20 protein-coding genes are annotated in these 26,701 nt (G+C 73.6%); 15 read left to right on the forward strand and 5 right to left on the reverse strand.

The features are described 5' to 3' along the window. Positions 1-129: 129 nt before the first annotated feature. Positions 130-1,152 carry a GTPase ObgE gene (obgE, locus tag WMF33_RS11125; RefSeq protein ID WP_437337107.1) on the reverse strand — a complete coding sequence of 341 codons (1,023 nt, stop codon included), beginning with the start codon at positions 1,150-1,152 and terminating at the stop codon, positions 130-132. Between the two features lie 99 nt (positions 1,153-1,251). On the opposite strand from obgE, the gene WMF33_RS11130 reads away from it, so the two are divergent. Continuing rightward, positions 1,252-2,778, forward strand: a complete 1,527-nt coding sequence (locus WMF33_RS11130) for an ATP-binding protein (RefSeq protein WP_437337108.1) — start codon at positions 1,252-1,254, stop codon at positions 2,776-2,778. A 9-nt stretch (positions 2,779-2,787) separates the two neighbouring features. Here the strand turns inward: WMF33_RS11130 and WMF33_RS11135 are convergent, their stop codons facing one another. After that, a complete protein-coding gene (locus WMF33_RS11135; RefSeq protein ID WP_020734215.1) occupies positions 2,788-3,474 on the reverse strand; it encodes a hypothetical protein in 687 nt (228 codons plus the stop codon). A 586-nt stretch (positions 3,475-4,060) separates the two neighbouring features. On the opposite strand from WMF33_RS11135, the gene WMF33_RS11140 reads away from it, so the two are divergent. The 4 genes from WMF33_RS11140 to WMF33_RS11155 all read left to right on the forward strand — a co-directional run bounded on the left by WMF33_RS11140 (position 4,061) and on the right by WMF33_RS11155 (position 9,419). Next, positions 4,061-5,059, forward strand: coding sequence for a diacylglycerol/lipid kinase family protein (locus tag WMF33_RS11140; protein ID WP_020734216.1), 999 nt, complete (start codon positions 4,061-4,063; stop codon positions 5,057-5,059). Positions 5,060-5,347: 288 nt separating this feature from the next. After that, positions 5,348-6,175: a hypothetical protein gene (locus WMF33_RS11145; RefSeq protein WP_061625136.1), complete on the forward strand. Its 828-nt coding sequence runs from the start codon at positions 5,348-5,350 to the stop codon at positions 6,173-6,175. A gap of 323 nt (positions 6,176-6,498) precedes the next feature. Continuing rightward, entirely contained in the window at positions 6,499-8,433 is a 1,935-nt protein-coding gene (locus WMF33_RS11150; RefSeq protein ID WP_437337109.1) for a hypothetical protein, read from the forward strand. Positions 8,434-8,810: 377 nt separating this feature from the next. Further along, the gene (locus WMF33_RS11155) at positions 8,811-9,419 is read left to right on the forward strand and encodes a hypothetical protein (RefSeq protein WP_437337110.1); all 609 of its coding nucleotides are present in this window, start codon (positions 8,811-8,813) and stop codon (positions 9,417-9,419) included. Positions 9,420-9,503: 84 nt separating this feature from the next. On the opposite strand, the gene WMF33_RS11160 is transcribed toward WMF33_RS11155, so the two are convergent. Continuing rightward, positions 9,504-10,817 carry an inositol-3-phosphate synthase gene (locus WMF33_RS11160; protein WP_437337111.1) on the reverse strand — a complete coding sequence of 438 codons (1,314 nt, stop codon included), beginning with the start codon at positions 10,815-10,817 and terminating at the stop codon, positions 9,504-9,506. Positions 10,818-11,077: 260 nt separating this feature from the next. Then, positions 11,078-12,295 carry a hypothetical protein gene (locus tag WMF33_RS11165; RefSeq protein ID WP_437337112.1) on the reverse strand — a complete coding sequence of 406 codons (1,218 nt, stop codon included), beginning with the start codon at positions 12,293-12,295 and terminating at the stop codon, positions 11,078-11,080. Positions 12,296-12,439: 144 nt separating this feature from the next. Here WMF33_RS11165 and WMF33_RS11170 point away from each other — a divergent pair, with 144 nt between their 5' ends. After that, the gene (locus tag WMF33_RS11170) at positions 12,440-13,726 is read left to right on the forward strand and encodes a PQQ-dependent sugar dehydrogenase (protein ID WP_437337113.1); all 1,287 of its coding nucleotides are present in this window, start codon (positions 12,440-12,442) and stop codon (positions 13,724-13,726) included. Between the two features lie 42 nt (positions 13,727-13,768). Here the strand turns inward: WMF33_RS11170 and WMF33_RS11175 are convergent, their stop codons facing one another. After that, positions 13,769-14,770, reverse strand: a complete 1,002-nt coding sequence (locus WMF33_RS11175) for an LLM class flavin-dependent oxidoreductase (protein ID WP_437337114.1) — start codon at positions 14,768-14,770, stop codon at positions 13,769-13,771. A gap of 195 nt (positions 14,771-14,965) precedes the next feature. Between WMF33_RS11175 and WMF33_RS11180 the strand changes: the two genes are divergently transcribed. From WMF33_RS11180 to WMF33_RS11220, 9 genes are all read left to right on the forward strand, one after another. Beyond that, a complete protein-coding gene (locus WMF33_RS11180) occupies positions 14,966-17,773 on the forward strand; it encodes a HEAT repeat domain-containing protein (RefSeq protein WP_437337115.1) in 2,808 nt (935 codons plus the stop codon). 30 nt (positions 17,774-17,803) lie between these two features. After that, positions 17,804-19,561, forward strand: coding sequence for a hypothetical protein (locus WMF33_RS11185; protein ID WP_437337116.1), 1,758 nt, complete (start codon positions 17,804-17,806; stop codon positions 19,559-19,561). 197 nt (positions 19,562-19,758) lie between these two features. Next, complete coding sequence (locus WMF33_RS11190) at positions 19,759-20,085, forward strand: TerB family tellurite resistance protein (protein ID WP_020734229.1); 327 nt, start codon at positions 19,759-19,761, stop codon at positions 20,083-20,085. Between the two features lie 52 nt (positions 20,086-20,137). Next, the gene (gene purE, locus WMF33_RS11195) at positions 20,138-20,692 is read left to right on the forward strand and encodes a 5-(carboxyamino)imidazole ribonucleotide mutase (RefSeq protein ID WP_437337117.1); all 555 of its coding nucleotides are present in this window, start codon (positions 20,138-20,140) and stop codon (positions 20,690-20,692) included. Positions 20,693-20,741: 49 nt separating this feature from the next. Next, complete coding sequence (purK, locus tag WMF33_RS11200; protein WP_437337118.1) at positions 20,742-21,938, forward strand: 5-(carboxyamino)imidazole ribonucleotide synthase; 1,197 nt, start codon at positions 20,742-20,744, stop codon at positions 21,936-21,938. A 201-nt stretch (positions 21,939-22,139) separates the two neighbouring features. Next, positions 22,140-23,519 (forward strand): DUF5050 domain-containing protein, encoded by a 1,380-nt coding sequence (locus tag WMF33_RS11205; protein WP_437337119.1) that lies wholly within the window; start codon positions 22,140-22,142, stop codon positions 23,517-23,519. Between the two features lie 213 nt (positions 23,520-23,732). Then, the gene (locus tag WMF33_RS11210) at positions 23,733-24,446 is read left to right on the forward strand and encodes a hypothetical protein (RefSeq protein ID WP_437337120.1); all 714 of its coding nucleotides are present in this window, start codon (positions 23,733-23,735) and stop codon (positions 24,444-24,446) included. Then, a complete protein-coding gene (locus WMF33_RS11215) occupies positions 24,443-25,507 on the forward strand; it encodes a hypothetical protein (protein ID WP_437337121.1) in 1,065 nt (354 codons plus the stop codon). The genes WMF33_RS11210 and WMF33_RS11215 overlap by 4 nt, the downstream gene beginning before the upstream one ends. 201 nt (positions 25,508-25,708) lie before the next feature. Then, the gene (locus WMF33_RS11220) at positions 25,709-26,692 is read left to right on the forward strand and encodes a hypothetical protein (RefSeq protein ID WP_061624310.1); all 984 of its coding nucleotides are present in this window, start codon (positions 25,709-25,711) and stop codon (positions 26,690-26,692) included. Positions 26,693-26,701: the final 9 nt, after the last annotated feature.

Raw genomic sequence — 26,701 nt, forward strand, 5'->3', positions numbered from 1 at the left:
AAAGTGGACGCCAACTTCGCCGCGTTGTCCAGACGTCGCGCGCTCGCCAGATCCGCGACCGATGTGCACGGTCAGCCCACGTGAGGACACCGTGTGATCTGCGCGGAGAGGACACCCGCGCTCGGCCGCTCACTCCTCGCGCTTGCGCACGATCGCCGCGAGCTCACGGATGAGCTCGGTCACGCCCTCGCCCGTCGCGGCGCTGACGAGGTGGAGCTTCACCTTCGCCTTCGCGAACCGCGCCTTGAGCTTCGGGTAGGCCTCGCGCACCTCGGTCAGGTCGGCCTTGGTCAGGGCGACGACCTCCGGGTGCTGCGCGATCTCCGGGCTGAACTTCTTGAGCTCCTTGCGGAGCGCCCGGTAGTCGGCGAGCGGCTCGCGGCCCTCGCCGGGATCGAGCGTCACGAGGTGGAGGAGCGCCCGCGTGCGCTCCACGTGCTTCAGGAACCGGGTGCCGAGCCCGACCCCCTCGCTCGCGCCCGGGATCAGCCCCGGGATGTCCGCGATGACGAAGCTCGACCCGCCCGAACGCACGCCGCCGCCGATCTCGACCATGCCGAGCGTCGGGGTCAGCGTCGTGAACGGGTAGTCGCCGATCTTCGGCCGGGCGGCCGAGACGGCGGCGACGAAGGTGCTCTTGCCGGCGTTGGGGAAGCCGAGCAGGCCGACGTCGGCGAGCACCTTCAGCTCCAGGCGGAGCTCGCGGGCCTCGCCCGGCTCCCCCGGCTCGGCGCGCCGGGGGGCCCGGTCGTGCGGCGACTTGAAGTGCAGGTTGCCGCGGCCCCCCTTGCCCCCGCGGGCGACCACGACCCGCTGGCCGTGCTCGGTCACGTCGGCGATCTGCTCGCCGGTCTCCGCGTCGAAGATCTGCGTCCCCACCGGGAGCTTCTCGACCCGGTCGGCGCCGGCGCGCCCGTGGCAGTCGCTCCCCATCCCGTGCTCGCCCCGCTCGGCCTCAAGGGTGCGCGCGTAGGTGAAGTCGAGTAGCGTGGACAGGCCTTCGTCGCCCACGAAGACGACGTCCCCGCCGCGGCCGCCGTCGCCGCCCGCGGGGCCGCCGAACGGGATGTACTTCTCGCGGCGGAATGCGATCGCTCCGTTGCCGCCATCCCCCGCGATGACCTTCAGACGGCACTGATCGACGAACCGCATGGTGGCGGCTCATAGCATAAAACTCAGGAAAGACCCCACAGCGGAAGGCCACCCCGTGCATCGGGCCGCCCGCCGGACCGCTCGACCAGGAGATCCCAGGTGCGCGCTCGAATCCTGATCGTGGACGACAACACCAGCCTCGCCGGAAACCTTCGCGACGTCCTCGAGGGCGCGCGCGAGCTCGACGTGGAGGTGGCCCTCGCCCCGAACGGCAAGCAGGGGCTCGCGGCGGCCCGCCGCGACGGCTTCGACGTGGCCGTGGTCGACGTCAAGCTCCCCGACGCGAGCGGGCTCGAGCTCATCGCCCCGCTCCGGGCCGCCGCCCCCCACGGCGAGATCGTCCTCGTCACCGGCTTCGCGACCGTGGACACCGCCATGGCCGCGCTCCGCGCCGGCGCCTTCGCCTTCGTCCTCAAGTCGTTCCGGCCCGAGGAGCTCATCTCCACGGTGGCCCAGGCGATCGAGAAGATCTCGCTGAAGCGGGAGCGGGAGGAGCTCGAGCGGCGGTACCGGGCGATCGTCGACGCGGCGGACGTGCTCATCCTGGGCCTGAACGCCGACGGCAGCGTGGCCCTCTTCAACCCGCGCCTGTCCGCGCTGACCGGGGTGGGCGGCGACGCCGCGCTCGGCATGCCGTTCTGCGAGACGCTGGTCGACGAGTCCGAGCAGCGCCGGTTCAACCAGTCGTTCCAGAGCGTCGTCGAGGGCGACGCCGCCGCCGCCGAGGTCGAGGTCGGCGTCCGGGACGCGGTGGGCGCGATCCGCCGGGTGCGCTGGCACCTCTCCGGCGTCCGCAGCGGCGGGCGCGGCGGCCGGACCGACCTCGTCTACGGCATCGGCATCGACGTGACCGAGCGGCGCGCGCTCGAGCGGCGCGCCGCCGACGCCGAGGCGCTGAACGCCATGGCCCCGCTCGCCCTCGGGCTCGCGCACGAGATCCGGAACCCCTTGAACGCCGCGGTCCTGGAGCTCCACCTGCTCAGCCGCGGCATCGACCGCCTCTCCGACGAGGCGATCCGCGAGCCCATGAAGCGGCGGGTGGGCATCGTCGAGGCCGAGATCGGCCGGCTGGGACGGCTCCTCGGCGAGTTCCTCGAGCTCGCCCGCCCGCGCGCCCCGCACCGCGAGCCCGTCGATCTGGCCCGCGTCGTGCGCGACGTCCTCGACCTGGAGGAGGAGGCGCTCGCGAGCCACCGCGTCGAGGTCGTCCGCGATCTGCCCGACGACTGCTTCGCGCTCGGCGACGTGGAGAAGCTCAAGCAGGTGGTCCTGAACCTCGTCGTCAACGCGCTGGACGTCATGCCCGACGGCGGGGTCTTGCGGGCGTGCGCGTCGGGGGACGCGCACGAGGTGTGGCTGTCGATCGGGGACACGGGGCCCGGGATCGATCCGACGATCCTCGCCGAGATCTTCGATCCGTTCTTCACCACGAAGGCGGCGGGCACCGGCCTCGGGCTGGCGATCGTCCGGAAGATCGTGGACCAGCACGCCGGCCGGGTGGAGGTGAGCACGCACGCGGCCGAGGGGACGACGGTCCGCGTGCGGCTCCCCCGCTTCATCCCCGAGCCGGTGCCGGTGTCTCGCCCCACGACGAGCTCGCTGCCGCCGCGGGGCGCTGGGATCTGAGCGGCGCGCTCAGCCCACGATGCGCATCGGGGGCTTGAGCGGGAGGGGCGGCTTGGAGCCGGGGGCCGAGGGGATCGCGGACGGGGCCGGCTTGGGGACCGCGTCGCCCTCGAGGGCGGCGAGCGCCACGAACAGCCGGTCCATGCCGTAGTCGAGGGCCACCTCGCGCTGGAAGACGTGGGCCACCTTGATGAGGCGCAGCGACGTCTGCTTGCCGAGGTCGATCTCGCGCTCGAGGAACGCCTCGAACGAGCCGTAGCCCTTCGCCTGATACAGCTCCTGCTGCTGGATCTCGGCGAGCACCACCCCGATGTCGAAGAACCCCTTGTCGAGCCGCTTGCGGAGCGTGCGGATCTTCTGGGTCTGGTTGTGGAGCTCGGCGATCTTCGCCTTGATCTCCTCCGCGCCCGTGGGCACGCGGATGGTCGCCCGGGCGCTGCCGGGGGGCGCCGGCTCGGCGGCCCGTGCCCGCGCCTCGGCGGCGTGCTTCGCCGCGTGCCGGGCAGCCCAGGGCGCAGCGCCGCGGAGGCCGAGCTTACGCTTCGAGGCGCTCGACGAAGATTTCGAGTCTTCCTTGATTACCGGATTCACGGGTTTCGCAAGCTGAGCTTCAGCGCCCCCCTTGGCGCTCGAAGAGGCCTTCTTCTTCGTGCCCGTCGCCTTCTCGGAGCTGCCCTGCTTTGTGATCTTCGGCATGTCGCTGCGTCCCCCGCTGGGTACGAGATCGTCGCGGCCCTTCGCCACAAGCGCGCGCCGCCCGCGCGGGGGAAAGACCCGCGCGGCTGTCAAGCCGAATTGGCTCGCCAGGTCGTCGCCTTACCAAAAAATCGACCTCCCCGTCCACTATGTTTCGGGGGAGGCTCCTCGCTTTCCCGTTGGTCAGCATGACCCAAGATCGGCTCGAGAGCCAAAACCCATGAGCATCGCACGCTTGGGCCTCTCTCGGACAGCGGCGACCGCCGCGGGCGCGCTGTTTTGGCCACGTTGGCCTACAGCACGATCCCGGCGGGCTCGACGCTCCGTCGAGCGAGGCCCCCCGCGCCGGCGCCGGCGCCGGCGCCCGCGTCGGCCTCGTGGCGGCGTCGTGGCGGCGTCGTTCCTTCCACGGCTTCCACGGCGCGCGCCCGCGCGATCTCCAAGCGCGGGGGTCGGTCGTGGTAGATCGCGGTGCATGACCTCTCCGCCCGCCGGTCGCGGCTCCGATGACGTCTCCCAGGCCGCTGATGCGCCGCGTCGTCCGAGCGACGTGCCGCGGGGCGCGGCGAGCAGTCGGATTGCCGTGGTGGTGAACGGCAACGCCAAGAGCGTGACGGCGGAGGTGATCGAGACGCTCGATCAGATCCTTGACACGGGGGATCTGTTCGTGTCGCGGCGGGTCGAGGAGAGCGAGGGCATCGCGCGGATCCTCGTCGACCGGGGTTACGGCACGATCCTCACGGGCGGGGGCGACGGGACGTTCACCGTGGTGGTGACGGCGGTGGTGAACGAGGCGAAGCGGCGCGGGCTGCCGCTGCCGCGGTTCGGGCTGCTCCGGCTGGGGACGGGCAACTCGCTGGCGTGGGTGCTCGGCGCGTCCGGGGGCGCGGGCGCGAAGCCCGGGCTGGCGGTGGACCTCCAGCGGCTGCGCGCCGAGGCCGGGAGCCGCAACCTGCGGCTCGTCGAGGCCGAGGATATCCTGTCGCCGTTCTGCGGCTTCGGGATCGACGCGGTGATGCTGCGCGACTACAACGCGGTGAAGTCGGCGCTCGCGCGCGGCCCGCTGAAGCGGCTTGCGCCGGGGCCGGTGGCGTACGCCGTCGCCGCGACGACGCGGACGATCCCGAGCTACCTCGTGCGGCGCACGCCGCACTGCCGCATCATCAACGAGGGCAACGAGGCGATCCGCGTCGGCGAGAAGGGGACGATCCTCGGGGCGCCGATCAAGAAGGGCGGCGTCATCTACGAGGGTCCGGCGAAGATCGCGGCGCTGTCGACGATCCCCTATTACGGCTTCGGCTTCCGGATGTTCCCGTACGCGGACGATCGCCAGGACCGGATGCAGCTGCGCGTGTCGATGATCTCGCCGTTCACGTTCGTGCGGAACTTCTCGAGCATCTGGAACGGAGAGTTCGACGACCTGGAGACGGTGTTCGACTACTTCGTGGACGAGGTGACAATCGAGATGGATCCGGCGACGAGCTTCCAGATCGGCGGCGACGTCCGCGGGGATCGCTCGCGCGTCCGCGTGCGGCTGACCGAGCCGATCCGGATCGTCGACTTCTACGCGCCGCCGCGGGGATAGCGCCGGGGAGCGCCGCCCGCCTGGGGCTCCAGCCGCCCGGGGAGCCGCCGCCGGGTCCCGCCCCAGGTGCCCGTCCCCGCACGAGCGGCACAGATCGACGCGCGACCAATCTGGCACAATTCCCTGTTGCGTACGGCACACGCTGGCAAACGCGTGGAGACAGGGGCGCTCTTCGCTCCCTTGATGCATGCAAAATCAATGGTTTAGCCGGGCGGAGAGGGGCTGGCGCATGGCTTGCTGGAGAGCTGTGCCATGAACACGACCTTTTCACGGACTCGCTTGGGTTTCATGGGAACGCTCTCCTTCTCCCTGCTCCTCGCGGCGGTGCCGTTCGGCGCCGGGTGCGTCGGAGAGGTGATCTCCGCGGAGGGCGAGGGGAGCGACGACAGCGCGCTCGAGGGCGCGGAGGAGGCGACCGAGGACGGGAATGGAAACGGCGGGGGCGGCGGGAACACGCCCGGAGGCGAGGAGGCCGAGGCGGCGTGCACGATCGGCGAGTCCCGGAATTGCACCAACCACGGGATGGGCGGCTACGAGCTGTGCGAGGACGTGGAGGGGGTGCCGACCTGGACCGGGTGTCAGTCGAGCAGCGTCAGCACGCCGCTCGTGCTCTCGTTCGATCAGCGTCCGGTCGAGTACCTGACCGCGATGAGCGGCGCGTTCGATCTGAGCGGGCTCGGGGCCACGATCGCCACCGACTGGCCCACCGCGGCGACGCCGTGGCTCGCGCTCGATCGGGACGGCAATGGGGCGATCGACGGCGGCGAGGAGCTGTTCGGCTCGGCGACGGTGCTCGCGAGCGGGGCCCGCGCGGACAACGGGTTCACCGCGCTCCGCGAGCTCGACTCCGACGGAGACGGCCGCATCACGGCGCGGGACGAGGCGTGGTCGCGGCTCGTGCTGTGGAGCGACCGCGACGCGAACCGCGCCTCGAGCGCCGGAGAGCTCGAGCCGCTCGCGTCGCGCGGGCTCGTCGCGATCGAGCTCTCGTACGGGCGCGACCGGCGCTGCGACGGGCGCGGCAACTGCGAGATCGAGCGCGCCGCGTTCACGTTCTCGGACGGCGCCGCGGCCCGGACGGGCGCGGTCATCGACGTGCACCTGCGCTGGCAGTGACGCCACCGCCGACGGGCGACCCGGCGCGCCCGCCGCCTCGACGCGGCCACCGGCGCGCCGCGCGCAGCCCGAAGAGGAGGTCGCGTCGACCCCTCGACGCGCGCATGCCTGCACGGCACACGGGAAGACGGGCTCCCGCGAAGGAGCGGTGGGCGCGCGCTCCGGCGGGAGCGAGACGGCGTCTCGACAGCATCAGGGAGCTGGGAAGCGGCGCGTATGGGGGCTTCCCACGAAAGGCGGTTGCACCGAAGATGGCGCCGCGCGGGTGACATGTCACGCCGCGTCATCGACGGGCGAATCCCCCTTTTCCCTGGAGCGACAGAATGAGACTACGATGGACGACCTGCCTCCTCATGCTGGGGCTGACGGCCAGCGCCGCGGCGTGCGGGGACGATGACGGCACCCCGGGCCCGAACCCAGGAACGGGCGGCGAGGGCGGCGCGGGTGCGATGGGGGGCGGAGGCCGGGGCGGCTCGGGCGGCGTCGGTGGTGACGGAGGCCTCGGGGGCTCCGGCGGCGATGGCGGACTGAGCGGCTCGGGCGGCGGTGGCGGCGCGGGCGGGATCGGCGGCTCCGGCGGCGCGGGCGGCGACGCTGGCGCGGGCGGGATCGGCGGCTCGGGGGGCGGCACCGGTGGCTCCGGCGGAGGCATCGGGGGCACAGGCGGCACCGGCGGAGGCATCGGGGGCGCGGACGGCTCCGGCGGCGGCATCGGGGGCACAGGCGGCACCGACGGCACAGGCGGCGGCATCGGGGGCACCGGCGGCGGCATCGGGGGCGCGGGCGGCACCGGCGGCGGCATCGGGGGCACAGGCGGCACCGACGGCACAGGCGGCGGCATCGGTGGCTCCGGCGGCGGCATCGGGGGCGCGGGCGGCACCGGCGGCGGCATCGGCGGCACCGGCGGCGGCATCGGGGGCACAGGCGGCACCGACGGCACCGGCGGCGGCATCGGCGGCTCCGGCGGCGACGCTGGCGCGGGCGGCTCCGGCGGAAGTCTCAACCTGCCCGACGGCGCCGCCTGCACCGACGACGCGATGTGCGCAGGGAACTTCTGCAACCGTGAGGACCTCAACGGATGGCCCTCCGGCTACTGCATCAGCTCGTGCGAGCACACCGGCGGCACCTGCGCCGGCCACGGCGTCTGCATCGAGACCGGCAGCAACGGGCACCTCTGCTATGCAGCGTGCGCCACCTCGAGCGACTGCCGTCCCGGCTATGCCTGCGTCCCCGCCGCCGACGGGGCGCTGAGCTGCCGGCCGGCGTGCACCGAGGACGCGCAGTGCCCGACGCGCGGCAGGTGCGACGTGGCCACCGGCCTTTGCAGGATCTACGAGGCGATCTGCGACGATCGCGCGGACAACGACTTCGACGCGGCCTTCGATTGCGACGACGACGATTGCGAGGGACCCTGCGCCGCGATCGCGGCGACCTGCGCCGCCGCGCCGCCCCTGCCGCCGGAGGTCTCGGGCGACACCTCGCTCGGCACGAACGCGTTCGGGGCCGGCTGCACGGGCGCCGGCCGCGAGGACGTGTACCTGTTCGCCCCGCCCGAAGAACAGTCCGGCACGCTCTCGGTCGCGCTCGAGTCGGACACCGCCCACGGGCTCTACGTCCGCGGCGCGTGCGACGACCGAACCACCGAGCTCGCGTGCGCCCAGCTCGCCGTCGGCGGGGGCGCCGCGCCGATCGAGGTCGTCCTGAGCGCCGGCGAGCCGGTGACCGTCGTCGTCGACGCGCATGCGCCGGGCGAGGAGGGCCCGTACACGCTGCGCTCCACGTTCGCCCCGGCGATCTGCGGCGACGGCGCCGTCACGCGGCCCGAGCAGTGCGACGACCCCGACGCCTTCGGCGCCTGCGCCGACGACTGCTCCTCGGTCTGCGAGGGCGCGCGGGAGGCCGTCCTCGGGGTGAACACCGGCGACACGCGGACCGGCACGATCGCCCTTCGGGGCAGCTGCTCCATGCCCGACACGCGCGAGGACGTGTACCGGTTCACGCCCCCGGCGGACGGCAAGCTCACGCTCGAGCTGTCGTCCGCCACCGATCTGACCCTGTCCGTGAGGTCGAGCTGCCCGTGGGCGAGCTCCGAGCTCGCGTGCGAGGACGCCGCGCAGGCAGGCGCCGGCGACGCGCCCGCGATCGAGACCCTCGAGCTCGAGGTGACCGGCGGCGCCCCGCTGTTCATCGTCGTCGACGGCTTCTGGTCCCAGGCCGACGCCGGGCCGTACACGCTCGACGTGTCGTTCGCGCCCTGAGCGCCGGCGCTGCCGCCGGCCACCATCCCACACCGGCCCGCGCTGCGGCGCGCTCCGACCCCCCCTGACGACTCCCCCCTGGAGGGCGGCGCCTCCAGGATGAGGGGGCGCGCCCTCAGCGCGCCGGCGCGGGCGCGGACCGCCCGGGCCGCGGAGCGCGCGAAGGCGCGAAAATGCCGGCGCGCGCGCGGCCGAGCGCCGGAATCGGGGAGTGGCACGCTTCCTGTTTAAAGGCGTTGCGTGACGCTCGGCGCGGTCCAAGCGGCGAGCAGGGCGACCCGGGCGACGGATGGACGCGACTCCGTCGCACCCGCGGCGGACCGCCCGCGCGTCAGATCACGTGTCGTTCAACTAAATACCCGAAAGAGAGCTCAATCATGAAGCGTGCAATGATCCTCCTCGCCTCGTCCCTCGTGTCCTCGTTCGCGCTCGTGGGCTGCGTCGCCGACGCGACCGACCTCGACGCGGAGCTGGCCGGATTGGAGGAGGTCGAAGAGACCTCGCAGGCGCTGTGCGTCGACATCTCCGCCCTGCAGGTCGACCAGACCGCGGCCCAGTCGAACTCGAGCGACGTCGGCAGCTTCACCCTCCGCGAGTCGCCGGACAACACGTACTACAGCAGCAAGGGCAACTACGTCGTCGAGGTCACGAACGTGAAGAACGCGTTCGCGTCGACCCAGACGGCGATGGCGTACAGCGTCAACGCCCCCAAGTCGAAGAGCGTCTGCGAGCACACGACGACGACGGCGACGCTCTACGGCTTCGACGAGGTCGAGGGCTGCTGGGTGCAGATCGGCGCGACGAAGAGCAAGACCGGCGTGTACTACCCGGGCGGCGGCTTCATCCAGCCGAGCTGCGATGACGTCGTGAGCTGGTCTATCCCGAAGACGGTCACCAAGGTCCGCATCAAGGGCAAGTCGGTGCTCCAGACGACGTTCGGCCCGGCCGGTCAGAAGATCGCGGAGGGCACGAGCTGGAGCCACTGATCCGGCGCGGAGGGTGGGGGAGCGCGCGGCCTCCTGCGCGCTCCCCCGCTCGTCGAGGCCTGTCGCCAGGCTGCGCGACTCGGCTCAGTCGTAATACTCGTTGCCGAGGTGGGTGATGAGATCCTCCCCCATGAGCCAGCGCATCGTGTTCTTGAGCTTCATCGACTGGATGAAGAGGTCGTGCTCCGGGTACAGGGCCGGCGCGGTCATCGGGCTCTTCCAGTAGAAGCTCAGCCACTCCTGCGTGCCGCTCAGCCCGGCGCGCTGCGCGAGATCCAGGAGCAGCGCGAGGTCGAGCACGATCGGCGCGGCGAGGATCGAGTCGCGGCAGAGGAAGTTGATCTTCATCTGCATCGGGTAGCCGAGCCAGCCGACGAGATCGATGTTGTCCCAGCCCTCCTTGGCGTCGCCCCGAGGGGGGTAGTACTCGATCCGCACCTTGTGAAAGAGCTTGCCGTAGAGCTCGCCATGGACGTCGGGCTTCAGGATGTGCTCGAGCACCCCGAGCTTCGAGACCTCCTTCGACCGGAACGACTCCGGATCGTCGAGCACCTCGCCGTCGCGGTTGCCGAGGATGTTCGTGGAGAACCACCCCGCGACGCCGAGCATCCGCGCCTTGAGCCCCGGGGCGATCACCGTCTTCATCAGCGTCTGGCCGGTCTTGAAGTCCTTGCCGGCGATCGGGACCTCCTGCTTGCGCGCGAGCTCCCACGCGGCGGGGAAGTCGACGGTGAGGTTCGGGGCGCCGTTCGCGAACGGGATGCGCTCCTTCAGGCAGGCCCAGGCGTAGATCTGGGAGCTCGAGATGGCCGGGTGGTCCTCGGCGAGCCCCGACTCGAAGCGCGCCATCGACTGGTGGACCTCCGCGGGGGCGATGTGCACCTCGGTCGAGCCGCACCAGACGGCCACGGCGCGCGCGGCGCCGCTGTCGCGCAGGGAGGCGCGGAGATCTTCCCGGACCTGCTCCACCATCTCGGCCTTGCTCGCGCCCTTCTTCACGTGAGTGCCGTGGAGCCGCCGCACGTACTCCGGGTAGAACACCGCGGGCATCGGCCGGATCCGCTCGAGCTCGTCGCGGACGGCGTCGAGGTGGCGGCGCTCGAGCACGTCCGCGTGCCGCGCCGACTCGTAGGCGTTGTCGGGGAAGATGTCCCACGCGCCGAACGCCAGCTGATCGAGCGCCGCGAGCGGCAGGAAATCCTTGATCCTCGGCGCGCGGTGGTCGGTGCGCCGGCCGAGCCGGATCGTGCCCAGCTGCGTGAGCGACCCGATCGGCGGGGCGAGCCCGCGCCGCGCGAGCAGGGTGCCCGCGATGGTCGTCGTGGCGACGGCGCCCAGCCCCGGCAGCAGGACCGCGAGCTTGCCCTCTGCCTTCTTGATCTCTTTCGGCTGCTTCACGTGACGTGTTCCCCCCGGTCGTGGTCGCGGGCGCTCCTCGGGCAGGGGCGGGGCGTCCGCCGGTGCCGTGCGCGCGGCGCGCCGGCGCCTGCCGGGGCCGCGCGGCGCTGCGACCGCCGGGAGCATGAAGCCCGGCAGCCGCGATCACCACGGCCCGGCGCGCGCGCGAGGGCGTTTCCGGCGCGCTCCCTTCATCGATCTCCGGCGCGCCCTGCGGGCCAGCGCCTCGGACGGCGGCGGTCGGGCGGGCGGAGACGGCGTTAGGGCGCGGCCGGCGGGTAGCCGGCGGCGGGGGTCATCGCCTCGATCCAGGCGCGGACCGCGGCGACGGCGTCCTCGTCGACGCGGCGGGTCGCGAGCGGCGGCATCTGCTCGGGCGGCGCGCCGGGCGCGTCGCGCCGGGCCATGGCGCGCAGCAGGGTGCTGCGATCCGGATCGCGGGGCCTCAGCCGGTAATAGCGCGTTCCCGGCGGCGCGCCGGGCGGGCGCAGCTTCGCTGGCTGGTTGATCGCCGTCTGGTAGGCGCGCGTGCCGCGCACGTCGCCGACCCGGCCCGCAGCGTCGATGTCGAGGCGCAGCTCGAAGTGCGTCGCGACGCCGAGCGGATGGTGGCACGAGACGCCGCAGTTCGCGTGGAGCAGGCCGAGCGCGCGCCGCTCCGCCTCGGTCCCGGGCACCTCGAGCGCGTCCGCGCTGGGCAGCGGGCCGCCGGCGCTCGTCGAGAGCAGGCCGCGCTGGACCAGCTCGGGGTACGTCAGGCCGCCCGCGCCCCGCGCGGCGAGCTGGACGGCCTCGAAGCCGAGCGGGTTATCGGTCTTGCCCGCATGGCAGCGGATGCAGTCGACCTGCGCCGGGATCGCATAGCCGTCGGCGCCGGGCACGTGGGGGACACCGGCCTTGACCTGCAGCGCGCTCTCGCCGTCCTCGGACCAGACGTAGGTGGCGCGCGTCCAGCGATCCTCCGCGGTCTTCCAGAGGAGCCTCGTCTCGAGCCGGCGGCCCCCGGCGGACGCGGGCGTCCGGAACTCCTTCCACAGCTTGGCGCCGACGGGGAAGATCCAGTCGTTCATCCTGGAGACATCGATGGTCGCGCCCGGAGGGAGGTAGATCCATCGCGTCTTCTCGGCGCCGTCGCTCCACAGCTCGAAGGCCGGCTTGAACTCGCGGACGCCCGCCGCGAGCGAGCGCGCGCCGAAGTCGCTGTACAGGCCGGTACAGCGGAGATCGTGAGGATCCGTGTCGCCGTCCTTGCAAGGCGGCTCCCGGGGCGCCGCGGGCGCGCGCTCGGCGGGGCGCTCGCCCGCTCCGGCGCCGCGCGCGGCCGCTCCGGCGTGCGGGCCGACCGGGACGGGCGGGGCCGGCGCGGGCGGGGCCGACGCAGGGAGGCGATCGGCCTGGGGCGTCTCCTGCGCGCCGCAGCCGCCGCAGCTCGCCAGCAGCAGCGATGCGAGCACGGCTTGCCAGAGGTGGCCGCTCATGATGAAGGTGGAGGCGGAGGTGTCCGCTTGCCCGAGAGATCGATCCACCGGCGCGCGGGGCGCGCTGCCTGGCTGACGAGAGCGTGCCATCGGACCGCCTGGTGCCTCCTGCTCGCGGGCAGTGTAGCCGCCTGCGACCGGCGCGTGCAGGTCGCGGGGCCGCCCGAAGAGCCGCGCGAGGGCGTCGCCGCCGGTCCGGCCGCGGCAGGGAACGCGTCCCCGCCGGCGGCCCAGGCGGGCGCTGCGGCCCCTGGTCCGGCGCCCGCCGCGGCGGACGGCGCGGCCGCCGCGCAAGCCGCGCCCGCGGCGCAGGGCGCGCCCGCGCCGCCGCCGGCGAACGCGGCGGAGCTCGCCCGCCCGGCGAAGTGCGGCGGCGTCCCGCCGCTGAAGCTCACGCTCGTCGCGAGCGGGCTCGATCAGCCGACGTACGTCGCCGCGCCGCCCGGCGATCCGGCGCGCCTCGTGGTGCTCGAGAAGGCGGGGACCCTCCGGCTCGTCAAGGACGGCGCGGTCCAGCCGGCGCCCTTCCTCGACGTGCGATCGCGCGTATTCTTTCCGACGCCGAACGCGGAGGGCGGCCTGCTCGGGCTCGCCTTTCACCCGGAGTACGCGAAGAACGGGCGCTTCTGGCTCCACTATTCGTCCGCTCCGCGCGGCAACGTGGTGATCGAGGAGTGGAAGCGCGCCGCGCAGGGCGCCGACACCGCCCATCCCGAGCCGGTCCGGTCGCTCGTCGACGTGAAGCACGGCGCCTGGAACCACGTCGGCGGCATGCTCGCCTTCGGCAAGGACGGTTACCTGTACGCCGCGATCGGCGACTCCGCGCGATCGCCGAGCCCGGCGGCCGATCTCACCTCGAAGCTCGGCAAGATCCTCCGCATCGACGTCGATCAGCCGACCAAGGCGCCGGCGGGCAACATGACCAGCGGCGATCCGATGATCTGGGATTACGGGCTCCGCAACCCGTGGCGGTTCAGCTTCGACCGGCTCACGGGGGATCTGTACATCGGCGACGTGGGCCAGAAGAGCTGGGAGGAGATCCTGGTGGAGCGCCCTGGCCAGGGCAGGAACGATTACGGCTGGGAGGCGATGGAGGGCGCCCATTGCTATCCTCCGGGCGCGACGTGCAAGCCGCGCGGGCTCCCGCCCGCGGTGGAGCACCCCCGCAGCGAGGCGGGCTCGATCATCGGCGGTTATGTCTATCGCGGGGCGAAGATCCCGTGTCTGCGCGGCCGGTACCTGTATGGGGATTACGTGACAGGCCGCTTCTTCTCCTTCGTGTGGGACGGCAAGGCCGCGACCGATCGCGTCGAGCTCACCTCCGCGCTGAGCCCGAACGGGCTCCCGGCGTCGTTCGGAGAGGACGCCGCCGGGGAGATCTATGTGGTGATGTTCAACACGGGGCGCATCTACCGGATCGACCCGGGGTGAGGCGCTGAGCCCGGCGCGCGCCCGCGCCGTGGGCGAGGCGCTTCACCCGGCCCGGGCGAGCTCGTCGCGCGCCTCGGCCGTGATCTCGAGCGAGCGCACGCGCGCGGCATGATCGAAGATCGACGAGCTCACCATGAGCTCGTCGGCGCGGGTCCGGGCGATGAACGCGGCCAGCCCGTGGCGCACGGCCTCGGGCGAGCCCACGACCGTGCAGGACAGCGCCTGATCGAGGCCGGCGCGCTCCGTCGGGCTCAGCTCGCGCTCGAAGCCGTCGACCGGCGGCGGCAGGGGCCCCGGCCGGCCGCGGCGCAGGTTGACGAACGCCTGCTGGAGCGAGGTCGAGAGCCGGCGAGCCTCCTCGTCGGTGTCGGCGGCGAACACGTTGATCCCCAGCATGACGTGGGGCTGCGCGAGCTGCGCCGAGGGGCGGAACTCCCGGCGGTACAGCGCGATCGCCTGCGCCATGTGGCCCGGCGCGAAATGCGAGGCGAAGGCGTACGGGAGCCCCAGCGCCGCGGCGAGCTGCGCGCCGAACAGGCTGGAGCCGAGGATCCAGATCGGCACGTCCAGGCCGGCGCCGGGCACGGCCTGCACCAGCTGGCCAGGCTCCGCCGGGCGGAAGTAGCCCATCAGCTCCAGGACGTCCTGGGGGAAGCTGTCGACGTCGCCGGCGAGGTTGCGCCTCAGCGCGCGGGCGGTGACCGGGTCGGTGCCGGGAGCCCGCCCGAGGCCCAGGTCGATGCGCCCCGGAAAGAGCGACGCCAGCGTGCCGAACTGCTCGGCGATGATCAGCGGCGCGTGGTTCGGCAACATGATCCCGCCCGCGCCGACGCGGATCGCCCGGGTGCCGCCGGCCACGTGCGCGATCACGACCGCGGTCGCGGCGCTGGCCACGCCGCCCATGTTGTGGTGCTCGGCCAGCCAGAAACGACGGTAGCCGAGCCGCTCGGCGTGGCGGGCGAGGTCGAGCGTGTTGCGGAAGGCCTGGGAGGCGTCTCCGCCCTGGACGATGGGCGACAGGTCGAGAACGGAAAAGGGAGTCATGTCGGGCACCTCGCTCGACTGTTGCACGCCGAGGACGGTTGCGGGAGCGCCCGGAGGCCGGCGCTGCTCGAGGCGCGGCGGCGCCCCTCGCACCGGCGCTCCGGCGGTCCTGTCCGCCCGGCGCCCTCGCCCGAGGCGTCCGGGCCGCCTGGAACGGCCATGACGCGGCCGCGGCCGCTGTACTACGCTCGGGTCGTGCGCCGTACCGTTTCGCCGCTGCGCCGGCTCCCGCAGGTCCTGCTCGTCGTCGCCGCCTCGGCCGCCGCGCTCGCGCCGCCCGGGGACGCCGCCGCGTTCCTCTGGCCCAACGTGCCGGAGCAGATCGCGCGCGCGCTCACGTCGGGCGACGTCTCGGAGCGGCGCCTCGCCGCGACCCGCGTCGGCGAGCTCGCCCCGGAGACGGCGATCGCGCTCATCCAGAAGGGCATGAGCGACCCGGACGTCGAGGTGCGGCTGCACCTCGCCGGGGCGGCCGTGCGCTTCCGGATGCCGCGCGCTGGAGACCTCGTGATCGAGTGGCTCGGCGAGGGCGACGCGCGCCTGCGGCTCGCGGCCTGCGACGTGATCCGCGCCGCGCCCACCGACCGCTCCGTCGTCGCCCTCGGCCGGGTGCTCGGCGATCCCGACCCGCACGTCCGCCTCGCCGCCGCCGCCGCCATGGGCGCGGCGGGCCTCCCGGACGCCGTCTCGCCGCTGCTCGGCCACCTCGACGACACCGCGCCGGAGGTGCGCGCGGAGGTCGCGCGCGCGCTCGGCCGGATCGGCGACGCGCGCGCCGTCGTGCCGCTCATCGGCAAGGTGCAGGACTCGGTCCCGGAGGTCCGTCGGGCCACGGCGCGGGCGCTCGGAGAGCTCGGGGACGCGCGCGCGGTCAGCGCGCTCATCCTCGCGCTCCAGGACGCATCCCAGGACGTCCGCGTCGAGGCGGTGACCGCCCTCGGCCGGCTGCGCTCGGACGAGGCGACGTCCGCGATCGCCGATCTCATCGCGGCGTCGCCGCTGCCCACGGGCGCGTTCCTCGGAGCGCGCCCGACCGACAGCGGCACCTCGAGCAACGACGTGCGCGAGGCGGCGCTCCGGGCGCTCGGCCGCATCGGCACCGACGCGGCGGTGAAGGTGCTGCTCGCGGCGCTCGCGAAGGACGACCCCGCGGCGCCGCGGTCCGCGGTCCGCGACGCGCTGGTCACCGCCGGGAGGCCGTCGGCGGCGGCGCCCGCTGCGTCGGCGGCGCCCGCGGCATCGGCGACCCCCGCGCCGCCCGCGGCGCCCGCGACAGCGGCGCCCGCGGCATCGGCGACCCCCGCGCCGCCCGCGGCGCCCGCTCCTGCGCCCCCGCCCGGCGGCGGCGCGGGGAGCGCCGGCGGCGCGAACGCTCGCAAGGGCACCGCCGTCCCCGCGCTCGTCGGCGCGCTCGGGGCCGCGCCGTCGCCCAACACCGCGGCGGGCGCCGCCCTCGTGCTCGGCGAGCTCAAGGCCAGGGAAGGGCTGCCCGCCATCGTCCGGGCGATGCAGCGCGGCGTCGTCCCGCTCCGGCACGGGCTCCGCGCCCTCGGCGCGCTCGGCGACCCCGCGGCGCTGCCCAGCGTGCTCGAGCTGCTCGGCGACGCCGATCCCTCGGTCCGCCGCGAGGCGATCCGCGCCGCGACCGCGCTGCTCGATCCCGCGCGGCCCGACGGGCGCGCGGTCGACCCCGCGCGCGCCCTGCTGGTCGACCCGGCCACCCCGCCCGACGAGAAGCTCGCCCTCGTCCAGCTCCTCGGCCGCACCGGCTCGCCGCGCGCCCAGGAGGTGCTGCTGCCCCTCGCGAAGGCCCGCTCCGCGCCGCTCCGCCTCGCCGTGATCGAGGCGCTCGGCGCGGCGCGCGCCGCCGGCGAGCTCGGCGCCGCCGTGGACGCCGCGCTGCTCGAGGCGCTCGACGACGAGTCGGCCGACGTGCGCCTCCGCGCGGCGATCGCGCTCTCGCGCGTCGCCGGCCCGGGGAGCGCGCGCGCGCTGCTCCAGCGCCTCACCGTCGCCGCCGAGCAGGACCGCGGCGCGCTCGGCATCGCCCTCTCGGGCGCGCTGTCGCGCGTCGCGGACGACGGCAAGGACGCCAAGGACGCGAAGGACGGCGGCAGCGCGGGCCTCGCCCGCGACGTCGCGGCCGCCATCGCGAGCGCGCCGGACGCCGCGCGCGACGCGCTCCTGGAGGGGCTCGGCCGCATGCCCGGGCAGGCCGCGGGCGCCGCGCTCGCGCGGATGGCCTCGGCGGCGCCGATCGACGACCGCCGCAAGATCGCCGAGGCGCTCGCCGGGCACCCGGAGGCCGCCGCCGCGCTCCGCAAGCTCGCGGGCGATCCGGATCCGGGCGTCCGCGCCAACGCGGTCTGGTCGCTCGGCGCCGTGGGCGACCGGGACGCGCTGCCGCTGCTCCAGCCGCTCCTCAAGGACCCCGACGCCGCCGTGGCGGGCAACGCGGCGGGCGCGATCGGGCGCGCCGCGGGCCGCGCCGGCCAGCCCGCGCGCGCGGCCGCGGCGCTCTGCGGCGCGCTCGCCGACGCGCGCCCCTACGTCCGCGCCAACGCCCTCGCCGGCCTCACCGTCGCCCGGGCGCGCTGCGACGGCGCCGCGGCCCGCGACCTGCTCGCGCGCGACCCCGCCGAGGCCGTCCGCCTCGCCGCCGCCGACCACCTCGCGCAGGGCGGCGCCGACGCCGATCGCCGCGCGCTCGCCCGCTGCGCCGGCGAGGACCGGAACGCCTCGGTCGCGGGGCGCTGCGCCAGCGCCGCCTCGCCCGGCGCGCCGCCCGCCGGCGCCGAGGACGTCGCGGTCTTCGTCGTCCCGTTCGACGCGGGCCGGGGCGGCTCGCCCCGCGACGCGCCGGTCCCGCGCGCCCCCTTCGCGCTCGTGCGCGCCGACGGCCTCCTGCGCCTCGGGGTCGCCGATCGCCGCGGGGAGGTCTTCGAGCGCGGCGCTCCCCGAGGGCCGCTCCGCCTCGCCGTCCCGGCGCCGCTCGTGAAGTGAGCCCGCGCCCGCCGCGCTGAGCCGTTCGCCATGCGCAGCCGACCCGACGTCGAGCTCCGGATGTCCAGGACCGTCCACCCGGGCGACGTCGTCCTCGTCGAGCTCGTGCTGCGCAGCCGCGCGAGGACGCCGGTCGACTCCATCGCGCTCCACCTGGAGGGCATGCAGATCGCCCGCGTCGAGGAGCGCGTCCTCGTGCCGCCCCACTTCCTCTCGCTCGTCGCCCGCCTCGCGGGCGAGACGACGCTCCCCGAGGGCGAGCAGCGCTACCGCGCGAGCTTCCCGCTCCCGGCCGACGCGCCCTGCTCGTACCTCGGCACCCGCGCCGAGATCCGCTACGGCATCACGCTCTCCATCGCGATCCCGTGGTGGCTCGACGTCCAGGAGTCGTACGAGGTGCTCGTCACGCCGCGCCCGGTCACGCGTCCGCCCCGATCGCCGGTCGCGGGCACCACCGCGCGCGGCGACAGCCCCTTCATCGAGGTCTCGCTCGACGATCAGGTCTTCGCGCCGGGCGACGAGATCTCGGGGGCGGTGGCGCTCGGCAACGTGCAGGGCCGCGGCGTGCGCGGGATGGAGATCTCGCTGGTCGGCGTCGAGCGCCTCCTCAGCGGAGGCCCCGCCGCGTCGAACCGCGCGACCGAGGCGCACCGCTTCACCGCCTTCCGCCGCGCGGACAGCCGCGACGAGGGGCGGGAGCTGCCCTTCCGGTTCCGGATCCCCCGCTCCGTCGCGCCCTCGTTCGACGCCGGGTGGGTCGCCCTGGTCTGGGGGCTCGAGGTGCGCGTCGAGCTCGCGCGAGCGGACGGCGTCGTCCACACGACGCCGCTCGTGCTCGGCGTCTTCGACCGGCCGCCCGGCCTCGGCGCGATCCGCCGGCAGATCGGCTCGGGGCGGTGGCGCGCGGTCTGGGGCGCGGTCGGCGCGCGCCACGGCCTGTCGCTCGATCCGCTGGAGCTGCGCCTCTCGGGCGCGCTCTCCGGCTGCGCGGCGTCGGTGTGGATCGACGCGGGCTCGTCGTCGAGCGGCGCGCTCGTGGGCGAGCTGCGCTGGCCGTCGTGGGGGCTCGATCTGGAGGTCGGCGTGAAGCGCTTCCTGCTCGCGCTCGCCTCCGAGGACGACGAGGGCTTCGGCCGCCGCTACCGCGTGCGCGGGCGCGACCCCGGCCAGGTCCGCGCCGTCGTCGCGGGGCCGCTGCGCAGGGCGCTGCTCGCCTTCGACGACGTCCGGCTCGACGACGAGCACGTGTCGGTCCGGTCCCGCACGCCGGGCCACGACCAGCCGTGGCTCGGCGCGTTCCTGGATCACCTCGCCGCGCTGGCGGCCGAGATCACCGCGGCGTCCGCGCGCATCCCGCCGCCCACGCCGATGGCCGGCATGCGGCCGGCGTGGGAGCGGTTCGCGGCCGAGGTCCACGGCCGCTTCGAGGTCGGCCGCATGCGCATCCGCGACGCGCAGCTCGACGGCGCCACGTTCCACATCGACACGTGCTTCGAGCGAGGCCCCTACCCCGAGCGCTCCGAGGTCACGCTGGTGCTCGATCCGCCCCTCGACGCGGCGCTCGACCCCGACGATCCCGAGCAGCTGCGCGCGGCCTCGCCCGGCGCGCGCGAGGCGGTGAAGCGCCTGCGGGCCCGCACGCACGCGCTGCGGATCGCGCCGCACGCCATCGTGATCACGGTGCCGGCGCCGCTCGAGGACCCAGCGACCCTGCGCGATCTGCTCGGCGCGCAGCTGCACCTGTCGGCGCTCCTGCGCGGCCGGCGCGTCGCGCGCCCGTACCGCTGAGGCGCCGCGGGCGGGCAACGCGGAACCGCGGAAGGAGCGGGAAGGAGCGGGAAGAAGCGGAAGCGTCAGGGACCGGGGCGCGCGAACTCGAGGCGCCAGCGCGAACGGCGAACGGCGAGGTCCGGGAATCCCCTTACGGCGGGCGGCGTGCCGATTCCACACAAAGCGCCGGCTGATCCGGGCTAGAGTCTCCGCCCATGCTCGACAAGCTCTCTCGCCAAGAACGCCTCCAGCTGATGCGGTTCATCTGCTCGTTCGCCTGGGCCGACCTCCAGGTGCGCGAGCAGGAGCGCGCGTTCGTGCGCAAGATGATCCTGCGGCTCCAGCTCGACGAGGAGGAGGCCAAGCAGGTGCGCAGCTGGCTCGAGGTGCCCCCCGCGGCCGACGACCTGGATCCGATGAAGATCCCCCGCGCGCACCGGCAGCTCTTCCTGGCGGCCGCGCGCGAGATGATCTCGTCCGACGGCGAGATCGGCGAGGAGGAGCGCGAGAGCCTGAGCCTGCTAGAGCAGCTCACGCGCTGACCGGGGCGCGGCGCCTCGGTCGATGGATGATGGGTCGGTGATGAGCGGAACGATGAGCACGACGGAGCAAGGAGGAGCCGGCGAGGGCCGGGCGAGGACGGAGATGGGAGCGAGCTCGACCGAGAAGCCGTGGGTCGGCGTGATCATGGGGGGCAAGAGCGACTACGAGCACCTCGCCGTGACGAGCGAGCTGCTCACGCAGCTCGGCATCCCGCACGAGGTGCGCGTCGTCTCGGCGCACCGCACGCCGGACCGGATGTTCGAGTACGCGAGCACGGCCGCGGACCGCGGGCTCGAGGTGATCATCGCCGCCGCGGGCGGCGCCGCCCACCTGCCCGGGATGGTCGCCGCGAAGACCGTGCTCCCGGTCATCGGCGTGCCCATCCCCGCCACGGCGCTGAACGGCATGGACGCGCTGCTCTCGATCGTCCAGATGCCCAAGGGCGTCCCGGTTGCCACGATGGCGATCGGCAAGCCCGGCGCCGCCAACGCCGCCCTGTTCGCGGCGGCGATCCTGTCGGGCAAGCACCCCGAGCTCCGCGAGCGCCTCGCCGCGTTCCGCAGCGCCCAGGAGGCGTCGGTGCTCCGCGACTCGGTCATCGTCTAGCCTCGTCCAGCCTCACCCAGTCTTTCCCAGGTTCTCACAGGTCCCAGAAATGCCCATCGCTCCCGGCTCTACGCTCGGTATCCTCGGCGGCGGTCAGCTCGGCCGCATGACGGCGCTCGCCGCCCGCACGCTCGGATACAAGGTCCACGCCCTCGACCCGGATCCGGACTGCCCGGCCCGGTCGGTGCTCGATCGCTGCATCGTCGCCTCGTTCGACGACGCCGCGCAGGCGGCCGAGCTCGCGTCGCAGTGCGACGTGGTGACGCTCGAGATCGAGAAGGTCGCCACGGCCGGGCTCTCGGCCGCCGCGCGGCTCGCGCCGGTGCGCCCGTCCGCCGAGGTGCTCGGCATGGTGCAGGACCGCGGCGTCCAGAAGAGCTGGCTGTCGAGCAACGGCTTCCCGGTGGGCCCCTTCCGCGAGGTCGCGACCAGCGCGGAGCTCCTCGCGGCGACGCGCGCCATGGGCGGGGCGTGCTTCGTGAAGTCGTGCGTCGGCGGGTACGACGGCAGGGGGCAGCTGCGGCTCTCGGGGGGCGCGTCGTCGTCGGGCGGCGGCGGCGACGACCTCGAGCGCGAGGCGGCGGCGCTCTTCGGATCGCTGGGCGGCCAGCGCTGCGTGGTCGAGCAGGCGCTCGACCTCGAGGCCGAGCTCTCGGTGCTCGTCGCGCGGAGCCCGAGCGGCAAGCTGGCGGTCTACCCCCCGGCCCTGAACCACCACCGCGACCAGATCCTCGACTGGTCGCTGCTGCCCGGCCCCCTCTCGGCCTCGGTGACGGGGCAGGCGGTGCAGATCGCGCTCGATCTCGCGGTCGGCCTGCGGGTGGAGGGCCTGCTCGTGGTCGAGCTCTTCCTCCTCAAGGACGGCCGCCTCCTCATCAACGAGCTCGCCCCGCGGCCGCACAACAGCTACCACGCCTCCGAGGTCGCCTGCGCGACCAGCCAGTTCGAGCAGGCGGTCCGCGCCGTCTGCGATCTGCCGCTCGGCTCGGTCGAGATCGTCCGCCCCGCCGCGATCGTCAACCTGCTCGGCGACGCGTGGCTCGACGGCGCGCAGCCGCCCTTCGAGGCCGCGCTGGAGATCCCGGGCGTCCGGCTCCACCTCTACGGCAAGCGGATCGCCCGCCCCGGCCGCAAGATGGGCCACCTCTCGGCCACGGGCCGCACGCCGGAGGAGGCGCTCGTCGCCGCGAAGCTCGCGATGGCCCGCCTCTCGGCGCACGCCGGCCTGCCGCTCCCCGGCCGGTAACGGCCCTTCGCGCCGCGAGCAAGGCTCTCGCCAGCTCACCACACCACCACACGCCCTCCGAGCTCCGCACGGCCGGTCAACTCCGTCGCGCCGATCTCGTCGCATCGATTCATGAGCCGCCGGCGAGCCGGGGCGCGACTGCTCGCCCAGGACAACCAGTGCGGGTGGGGCGGCGACGACCGCCCGCGGAGAGGCGAGACGATGGGTAAATCCTCATTCGTGGTGTTGGCGTGCGCGGCGGCTGCGCTCGGCAGCGCGTCGTGCGGGGGGACGGACGCGGGCGACGACGCCACGCCGGGTGAAAGCCCGCAGTTCTCCGTCGACGCCCAGGGCGGCGTCTTCACCGCGGAGGACGGCTTCACGATCGAGGTGCCGCCGGGCGCGGTCAGCGCGGCGACGGGGCTCACCATCGAGCGCGTCGAGGCCACGCGCGACGGCGCGGTGGGGCCCATGTATGTCCTCGGCCCTGAGGGGCAGACGTTCGCCAAGCCGATCACGCTCACGCTGCCGATCACCGTCGAGCTCGAGGCGGAGCTCGGGGAGAACACCTCCCTCGACGCCTACGGCTTCACCGCGCCCACCGGCTCCGACGACTTCACCCCAATGGAGCGTCACGATCCCTCTCCCGCCGGCGTCATCACGCAGACTTCGCATCTCTCCAGCTTCTATGCCGGGATGATCCCGCCGGCGGCGATGGCGAGCCAGCACTACTTCCCGAAGGCGATCGCCGCCGACGACGCCTACCTCTATTTTGCGAGCGGCGGCACCGAGGACACCGCGCCTGAAGACTCGAACGACGGCTTCATCTATCGCGTCAAGAAGGGCACCACCGAGGCGGAGGCGATGACGCCCCCCGATCCCGACCCCACGGCGCTGTGGGTCAACGACACCGACGTGTACTGGGCGAGCGGCGGCGACAACGATCCGGTCATCCCGTCGGCGATCAAGCGCGTCAACAAATCCACCCTGGAGATGGAGACGCTGGTCGAGGTCGGTTATCTGCTGAGCCTCGTCGGCGACGAGACGTCGATCTATTTCGGCGACGGCGATGGACACAACATCTACAAGATGGCGCTCGACGGCGGCGAGCCCGTCGTCCTCGCGGAAGGCGCCGGCAAGCCCGAGCACCTCGCGCAGGACGCAGACCACATCTACTGGACCGGCGGCAAAGCCGCCAACAAGGTCTACAAGGTGGCGAAGTCGGGCGGGGAGGTGACGGTCATCGCCGAGAACGAGGCGGAGCCGGCCGGGATCGCGGTGGACGCGGAGTTCGTCTACTGGGCGAGCGCCGGCGACGGCGGCGTGTACAAGGCGCCGATCGCCGGTGGGGCCAAGACGCTGATCCACCAGGGGGGCTCGATGGCGGGGCTGGCCCTCCGGGGCTCGACGCTGTTCTCGACGGACACGAGCCGGAACCGCAGCGTCAACGCGCACGATCTCGAGAGCGGCACGACCGTCGTGCTCGCGCTGGGTCAGCACTTCGCCTGGCGCATCGTCGCCCCGGAAGGTCAGGACGTGTTCTGGGCGAGCGGCGGCGATTACCGCTTCGAAGGCCAGGTCGTCGCCTACCGCGCGCCTTGATCGCCCGCGTCCCGGCGGCGAGCCCGAGCGCGCGACAGCAGGGGCGAACGCGACCGACGATGCTTGTTCGTCCTCGCCGCGCTCCGCCGCCGGACGGCGTCGGAGGTCGCATTCAAAGCTCTCCTGAGGCCGCTCGCCAGCGCGCGGCGCGGCGCGGCCGAGGGCCGGGCGCGTTGACGGCGTGAGACGTCCTCGCGTATCTATTCATGTTCGATGCAGATCACCCTCGCGAGCGCCAGGCTGCGAACCGCGCTGTTCGCCTCGATGGCGGCGGTCGCGGGCGCCGGGCTCGCCGTCGAGGTGCTCAAGCCGATCCTCAGGCTGAAGAGCCGCAGCGGCGTCGTCCCGCTGCTCTCGCTGAGCTACGAGCAGAATGTGCCCACGTGGTACACATCGTGTCTGCTGTTCGCGTGCTCTCTCACCCTCGCGGCGATCGCCGCCGGCGCCCGCCGCGGGGGCCGGTTCGTGAAGCACTGGTGGGGGCTCGCCGCGGCGTTCCTGTACATCTCGCTCGACGAGGTCGTGGAGCTCCACGAAGCCGCGAGCTCCTGGCTCGATCTGGGCGGCGTCCTGTACTTCAGCTGGGTGATCCCGGCGGCCGTCGTGGTGGCGGCGTTCGCGCTCGCGTACCTCGGGTTCCTCGCGCACCTCCCGCGCGGCACCCGGAACCGGTTCTTGCTCTCGGGCAGCATCTATGTCGCCGGCGCCCTCGCCCTGGAGCTGCCGCTCGGGTACTGGACCGAGCAGGCCGGGAGCGACAACCTCGTTTACGCGCTCATCGACTTCGTGGAGGAGTCGATGGAGATGCTGGGCTTGAATCTCTTCCTCCTGTCGCTCGTCGACCATCTCGCCGTGCAGGGGTGGACGATCGGCTTCTCGCCAGCAGCTCCGGAGCCGGGGTCCGCCCCGGTCGAGCGTGCGGTATGAGCGCCCGGGCCGAGCCCGCGTCTCCCGCGCCCCCCGCCGCGGGCAGGGCGGCCTATATCGTCGGCCCCGGGTACGACTGGGCTTTCTTCCTGCTCCCGCCGCTCGTCGCGCTGGCCGCCGGCGCCTTGATCGCGGGGACGCCGTTCACCGACGCGCGGTTCCGGCTGTACGGGGAGAAGGTCACGTGGGCGGGGCTCTTCATCGGGACGCTCATTCACGGCCACCTCGCGGCGGTGCTCCTCCGGAGCCACGGCAACGCGGATATCTTCCGGCGGCACCGGCTCCGCTTCCTCGCGGCGCCGGTCGCCCTGTTCGCCGCGATGATGCTGTCCATGTGGGCCGTCGTTTGCGTGACCGTCCTCGTCGTGTTCTGGGACGTCTACCACTCGGCGCTCCAGACGTTCGGCCTCGGGCGCATCTACGACGCCCGCGCGGGGAACGCGCCGGCGCTCGGCCGCCGGCTGGATCTCTGGCTCAACTTGCTCCTCTACGTCGGCCCCATCCTGGCGGGCGCGACGATGCTCCTCCACTTCCAGAGCTTCGACGCCTTCGAGGACGTGGGCGCCGCGCTCTTCGCCTCCGTCCCGGGGCTGATGGAGTCGCACCACCGCATCATTCGCTGGTGCGTCATCGCCGCAGGGACCTCGTTCCTGGTCTATTACGCGCTCGCGTACCGCTCGCTGTACCGGCGGGGCTATCGGGTGTCGTTCCCCAAGGTGTGGCTGTTCGCGACCACGGGGCTCTGCTCCATCTACACATGGGGGTTCAACCCCTGGGGACAGGCGTTCTTCATCATGAACCTGTTCCACGCCGTGCAGTACCTCGCGCTCGTCTGGTGGTCGGAGGGCGGCCGCCTCCGCCGGCGGCTGCGCCTCGACGCGCGCCGCGCCGGCAAGCCGATCGCGGTGGCCGTCTTCCTCGCGGGCGTCCTCGCCTACGGCGTGTGGGCCGAGCTCGCGCCGGCGGAGGACCGCGCGCTCTGGTCGCTCACGCAGACCGTCGCGCTGATGCACTTCTGGTACGACGGCTTCATCTGGTCCGTGACCCGCAAGCAGGTGTGAGGCGGGATGCGGACCATGAGCACCTCGGGACAGGTCGGCGGCCGCGCGGCGCCGCGCGGCGCCGCCGGCGCGCGCCCGTGGCGCGGGCGGACGGCCACGCGGGCGCGGCCGCTCTGGTACGATGCGGCCGGCTCACCCGGCCGCCGTTCGATGGACTCCGCAGTCGAAGCGCTCGATCCGGGCTTTGCCAAAGAGGGATGTATGAGAATCCAGGGTTGTCTCCGCTCCGTGCTCCTCTCGCTCGCGGTGGTCTCCACGTCGCTCGTCGCGCCCGCCTGCAGCAAGTCGCCGCAGATCACGGCGGAGAGCATCGAGGACAACTGGGCGCTGACGGAGCAGCACGAGCCCGGCTCCGTGGTCATGACCGTGGCCCAGGACGGGCAGGTGACGGTGCTCGTGAAGGACAGCGGCGGCAAGCCCATCGAGGAGGGCGTGTCGGGCAACCTCACGGTCAAGGTGCCTGGCAAGGACGGCGCCGCGGTGAAGGCCGAGCTCGTGCCGGAGCCCAAGTCGGGCGGCGTCCTGCGCGCCAAGATCCCGCCGCTCGAGGACGACCTCACCGAGGTGAGCTACGAGTTCAAGGTCAAGGGCGAGCCGTTCACGGGGGTGCTGCACGTGCCGCGCGGCGGGACCCGGGAGCTCCAGGAGAGCGCCAAAGAGAACCAGGCGACCAAGGTCGATGGGATGAAGGGCCCCAACGGCGGGGTGCTCCAGCCGGTCGGGGACGACATCGTGGAGATCGTCGCCGACAAGGAGACGGGCGACCTGCGCGTCTACGTGCTCGATCTCAACCTCAAGCCGGTCCCGATCGGCGAGCGCGAGATCAAGCTGGCCATCCACACGGCGTCGGGCCCCGACGTCATCGTGCTCGCGCCCGGGCCCGATCGGCTTTACTTCACCGGCAAGCTGAAGGCGAAGGTCAACCCGACCAAGATCACGGTGGTGGTGAAGGAGGGCGGGCACACGGATGTGGTCCTCTGCGGCTACCGTCCGGGCTCGGTGATCGTGGTCGGCCCGAGCGCGCCGGTGATCGGCATCCTGGTCGCCACCGCGTGGGCCGTGAAGGTCAACGTGAAGCCCACGGTCGTGGTGCACGACGACGATGACGACGACGGCCGCCGGGTCATCGTCATCCACAAGGGCAAGCACAAGGGCAAGGGCAAGGGCAAGTGGCGCTGGAAGTGAGGAGGGCCC

It is taken from the genome of Sorangium sp. So ce394 (assembly GCF_051474665.1).
Lineage (GTDB): Bacteria > Myxococcota_A > Polyangia > Polyangiales > Polyangiaceae > Sorangium > Sorangium cellulosum_D.

Bases quoted from the DNA above. Each gene is read 5' to 3' on its own strand.
- WMF33_RS11190 (WP_020734229.1), top strand. From the start codon at position 19,759: ATGCTCGACAAGCTCTCTCGCCAAGAACGCCTCCAGCTGATGCGGTTC.
- WMF33_RS11185 (WP_437337116.1), top strand. From the start codon at position 17,804: ATGCGCAGCCGACCCGACGTCGAGCTCCGGATGTCCAGGACCGTCCAC.
- WMF33_RS11210 (WP_437337120.1), top strand. From the start codon at position 23,733: ATGCAGATCACCCTCGCGAGCGCCAGGCTGCGAACCGCGCTGTTCGCC.
- WMF33_RS11150 (WP_437337109.1), top strand. From the start codon at position 6,499: ATGAGACTACGATGGACGACCTGCCTCCTCATGCTGGGGCTGACGGCC.
- WMF33_RS11175 (WP_437337114.1), bottom strand. From the start codon at position 14,770: ATGACTCCCTTTTCCGTTCTCGACCTGTCGCCCATCGTCCAGGGCGGA.
- purK (WP_437337118.1), top strand. From the start codon at position 20,742: ATGCCCATCGCTCCCGGCTCTACGCTCGGTATCCTCGGCGGCGGTCAG.
- WMF33_RS11165 (WP_437337112.1), bottom strand. From the start codon at position 12,295: ATGAGCGGCCACCTCTGGCAAGCCGTGCTCGCATCGCTGCTGCTGGCG.
- WMF33_RS11145 (WP_061625136.1), top strand. From the start codon at position 5,348: ATGGGAACGCTCTCCTTCTCCCTGCTCCTCGCGGCGGTGCCGTTCGGC.
- WMF33_RS11215 (WP_437337121.1), top strand. From the start codon at position 24,443: ATGAGCGCCCGGGCCGAGCCCGCGTCTCCCGCGCCCCCCGCCGCGGGC.
- WMF33_RS11155 (WP_437337110.1), top strand. From the start codon at position 8,811: ATGAAGCGTGCAATGATCCTCCTCGCCTCGTCCCTCGTGTCCTCGTTC.
- WMF33_RS11220 (WP_061624310.1), top strand. From the start codon at position 25,709: ATGAGAATCCAGGGTTGTCTCCGCTCCGTGCTCCTCTCGCTCGCGGTG.
- WMF33_RS11205 (WP_437337119.1), top strand. From the start codon at position 22,140: ATGGGTAAATCCTCATTCGTGGTGTTGGCGTGCGCGGCGGCTGCGCTC.
- WMF33_RS11135 (WP_020734215.1), bottom strand. From the start codon at position 3,474: ATGCCGAAGATCACAAAGCAGGGCAGCTCCGAGAAGGCGACGGGCACG.
- obgE (WP_437337107.1), bottom strand. From the start codon at position 1,152: ATGCGGTTCGTCGATCAGTGCCGTCTGAAGGTCATCGCGGGGGATGGC.
- purE (WP_437337117.1), top strand. From the start codon at position 20,138: ATGAGCACGACGGAGCAAGGAGGAGCCGGCGAGGGCCGGGCGAGGACG.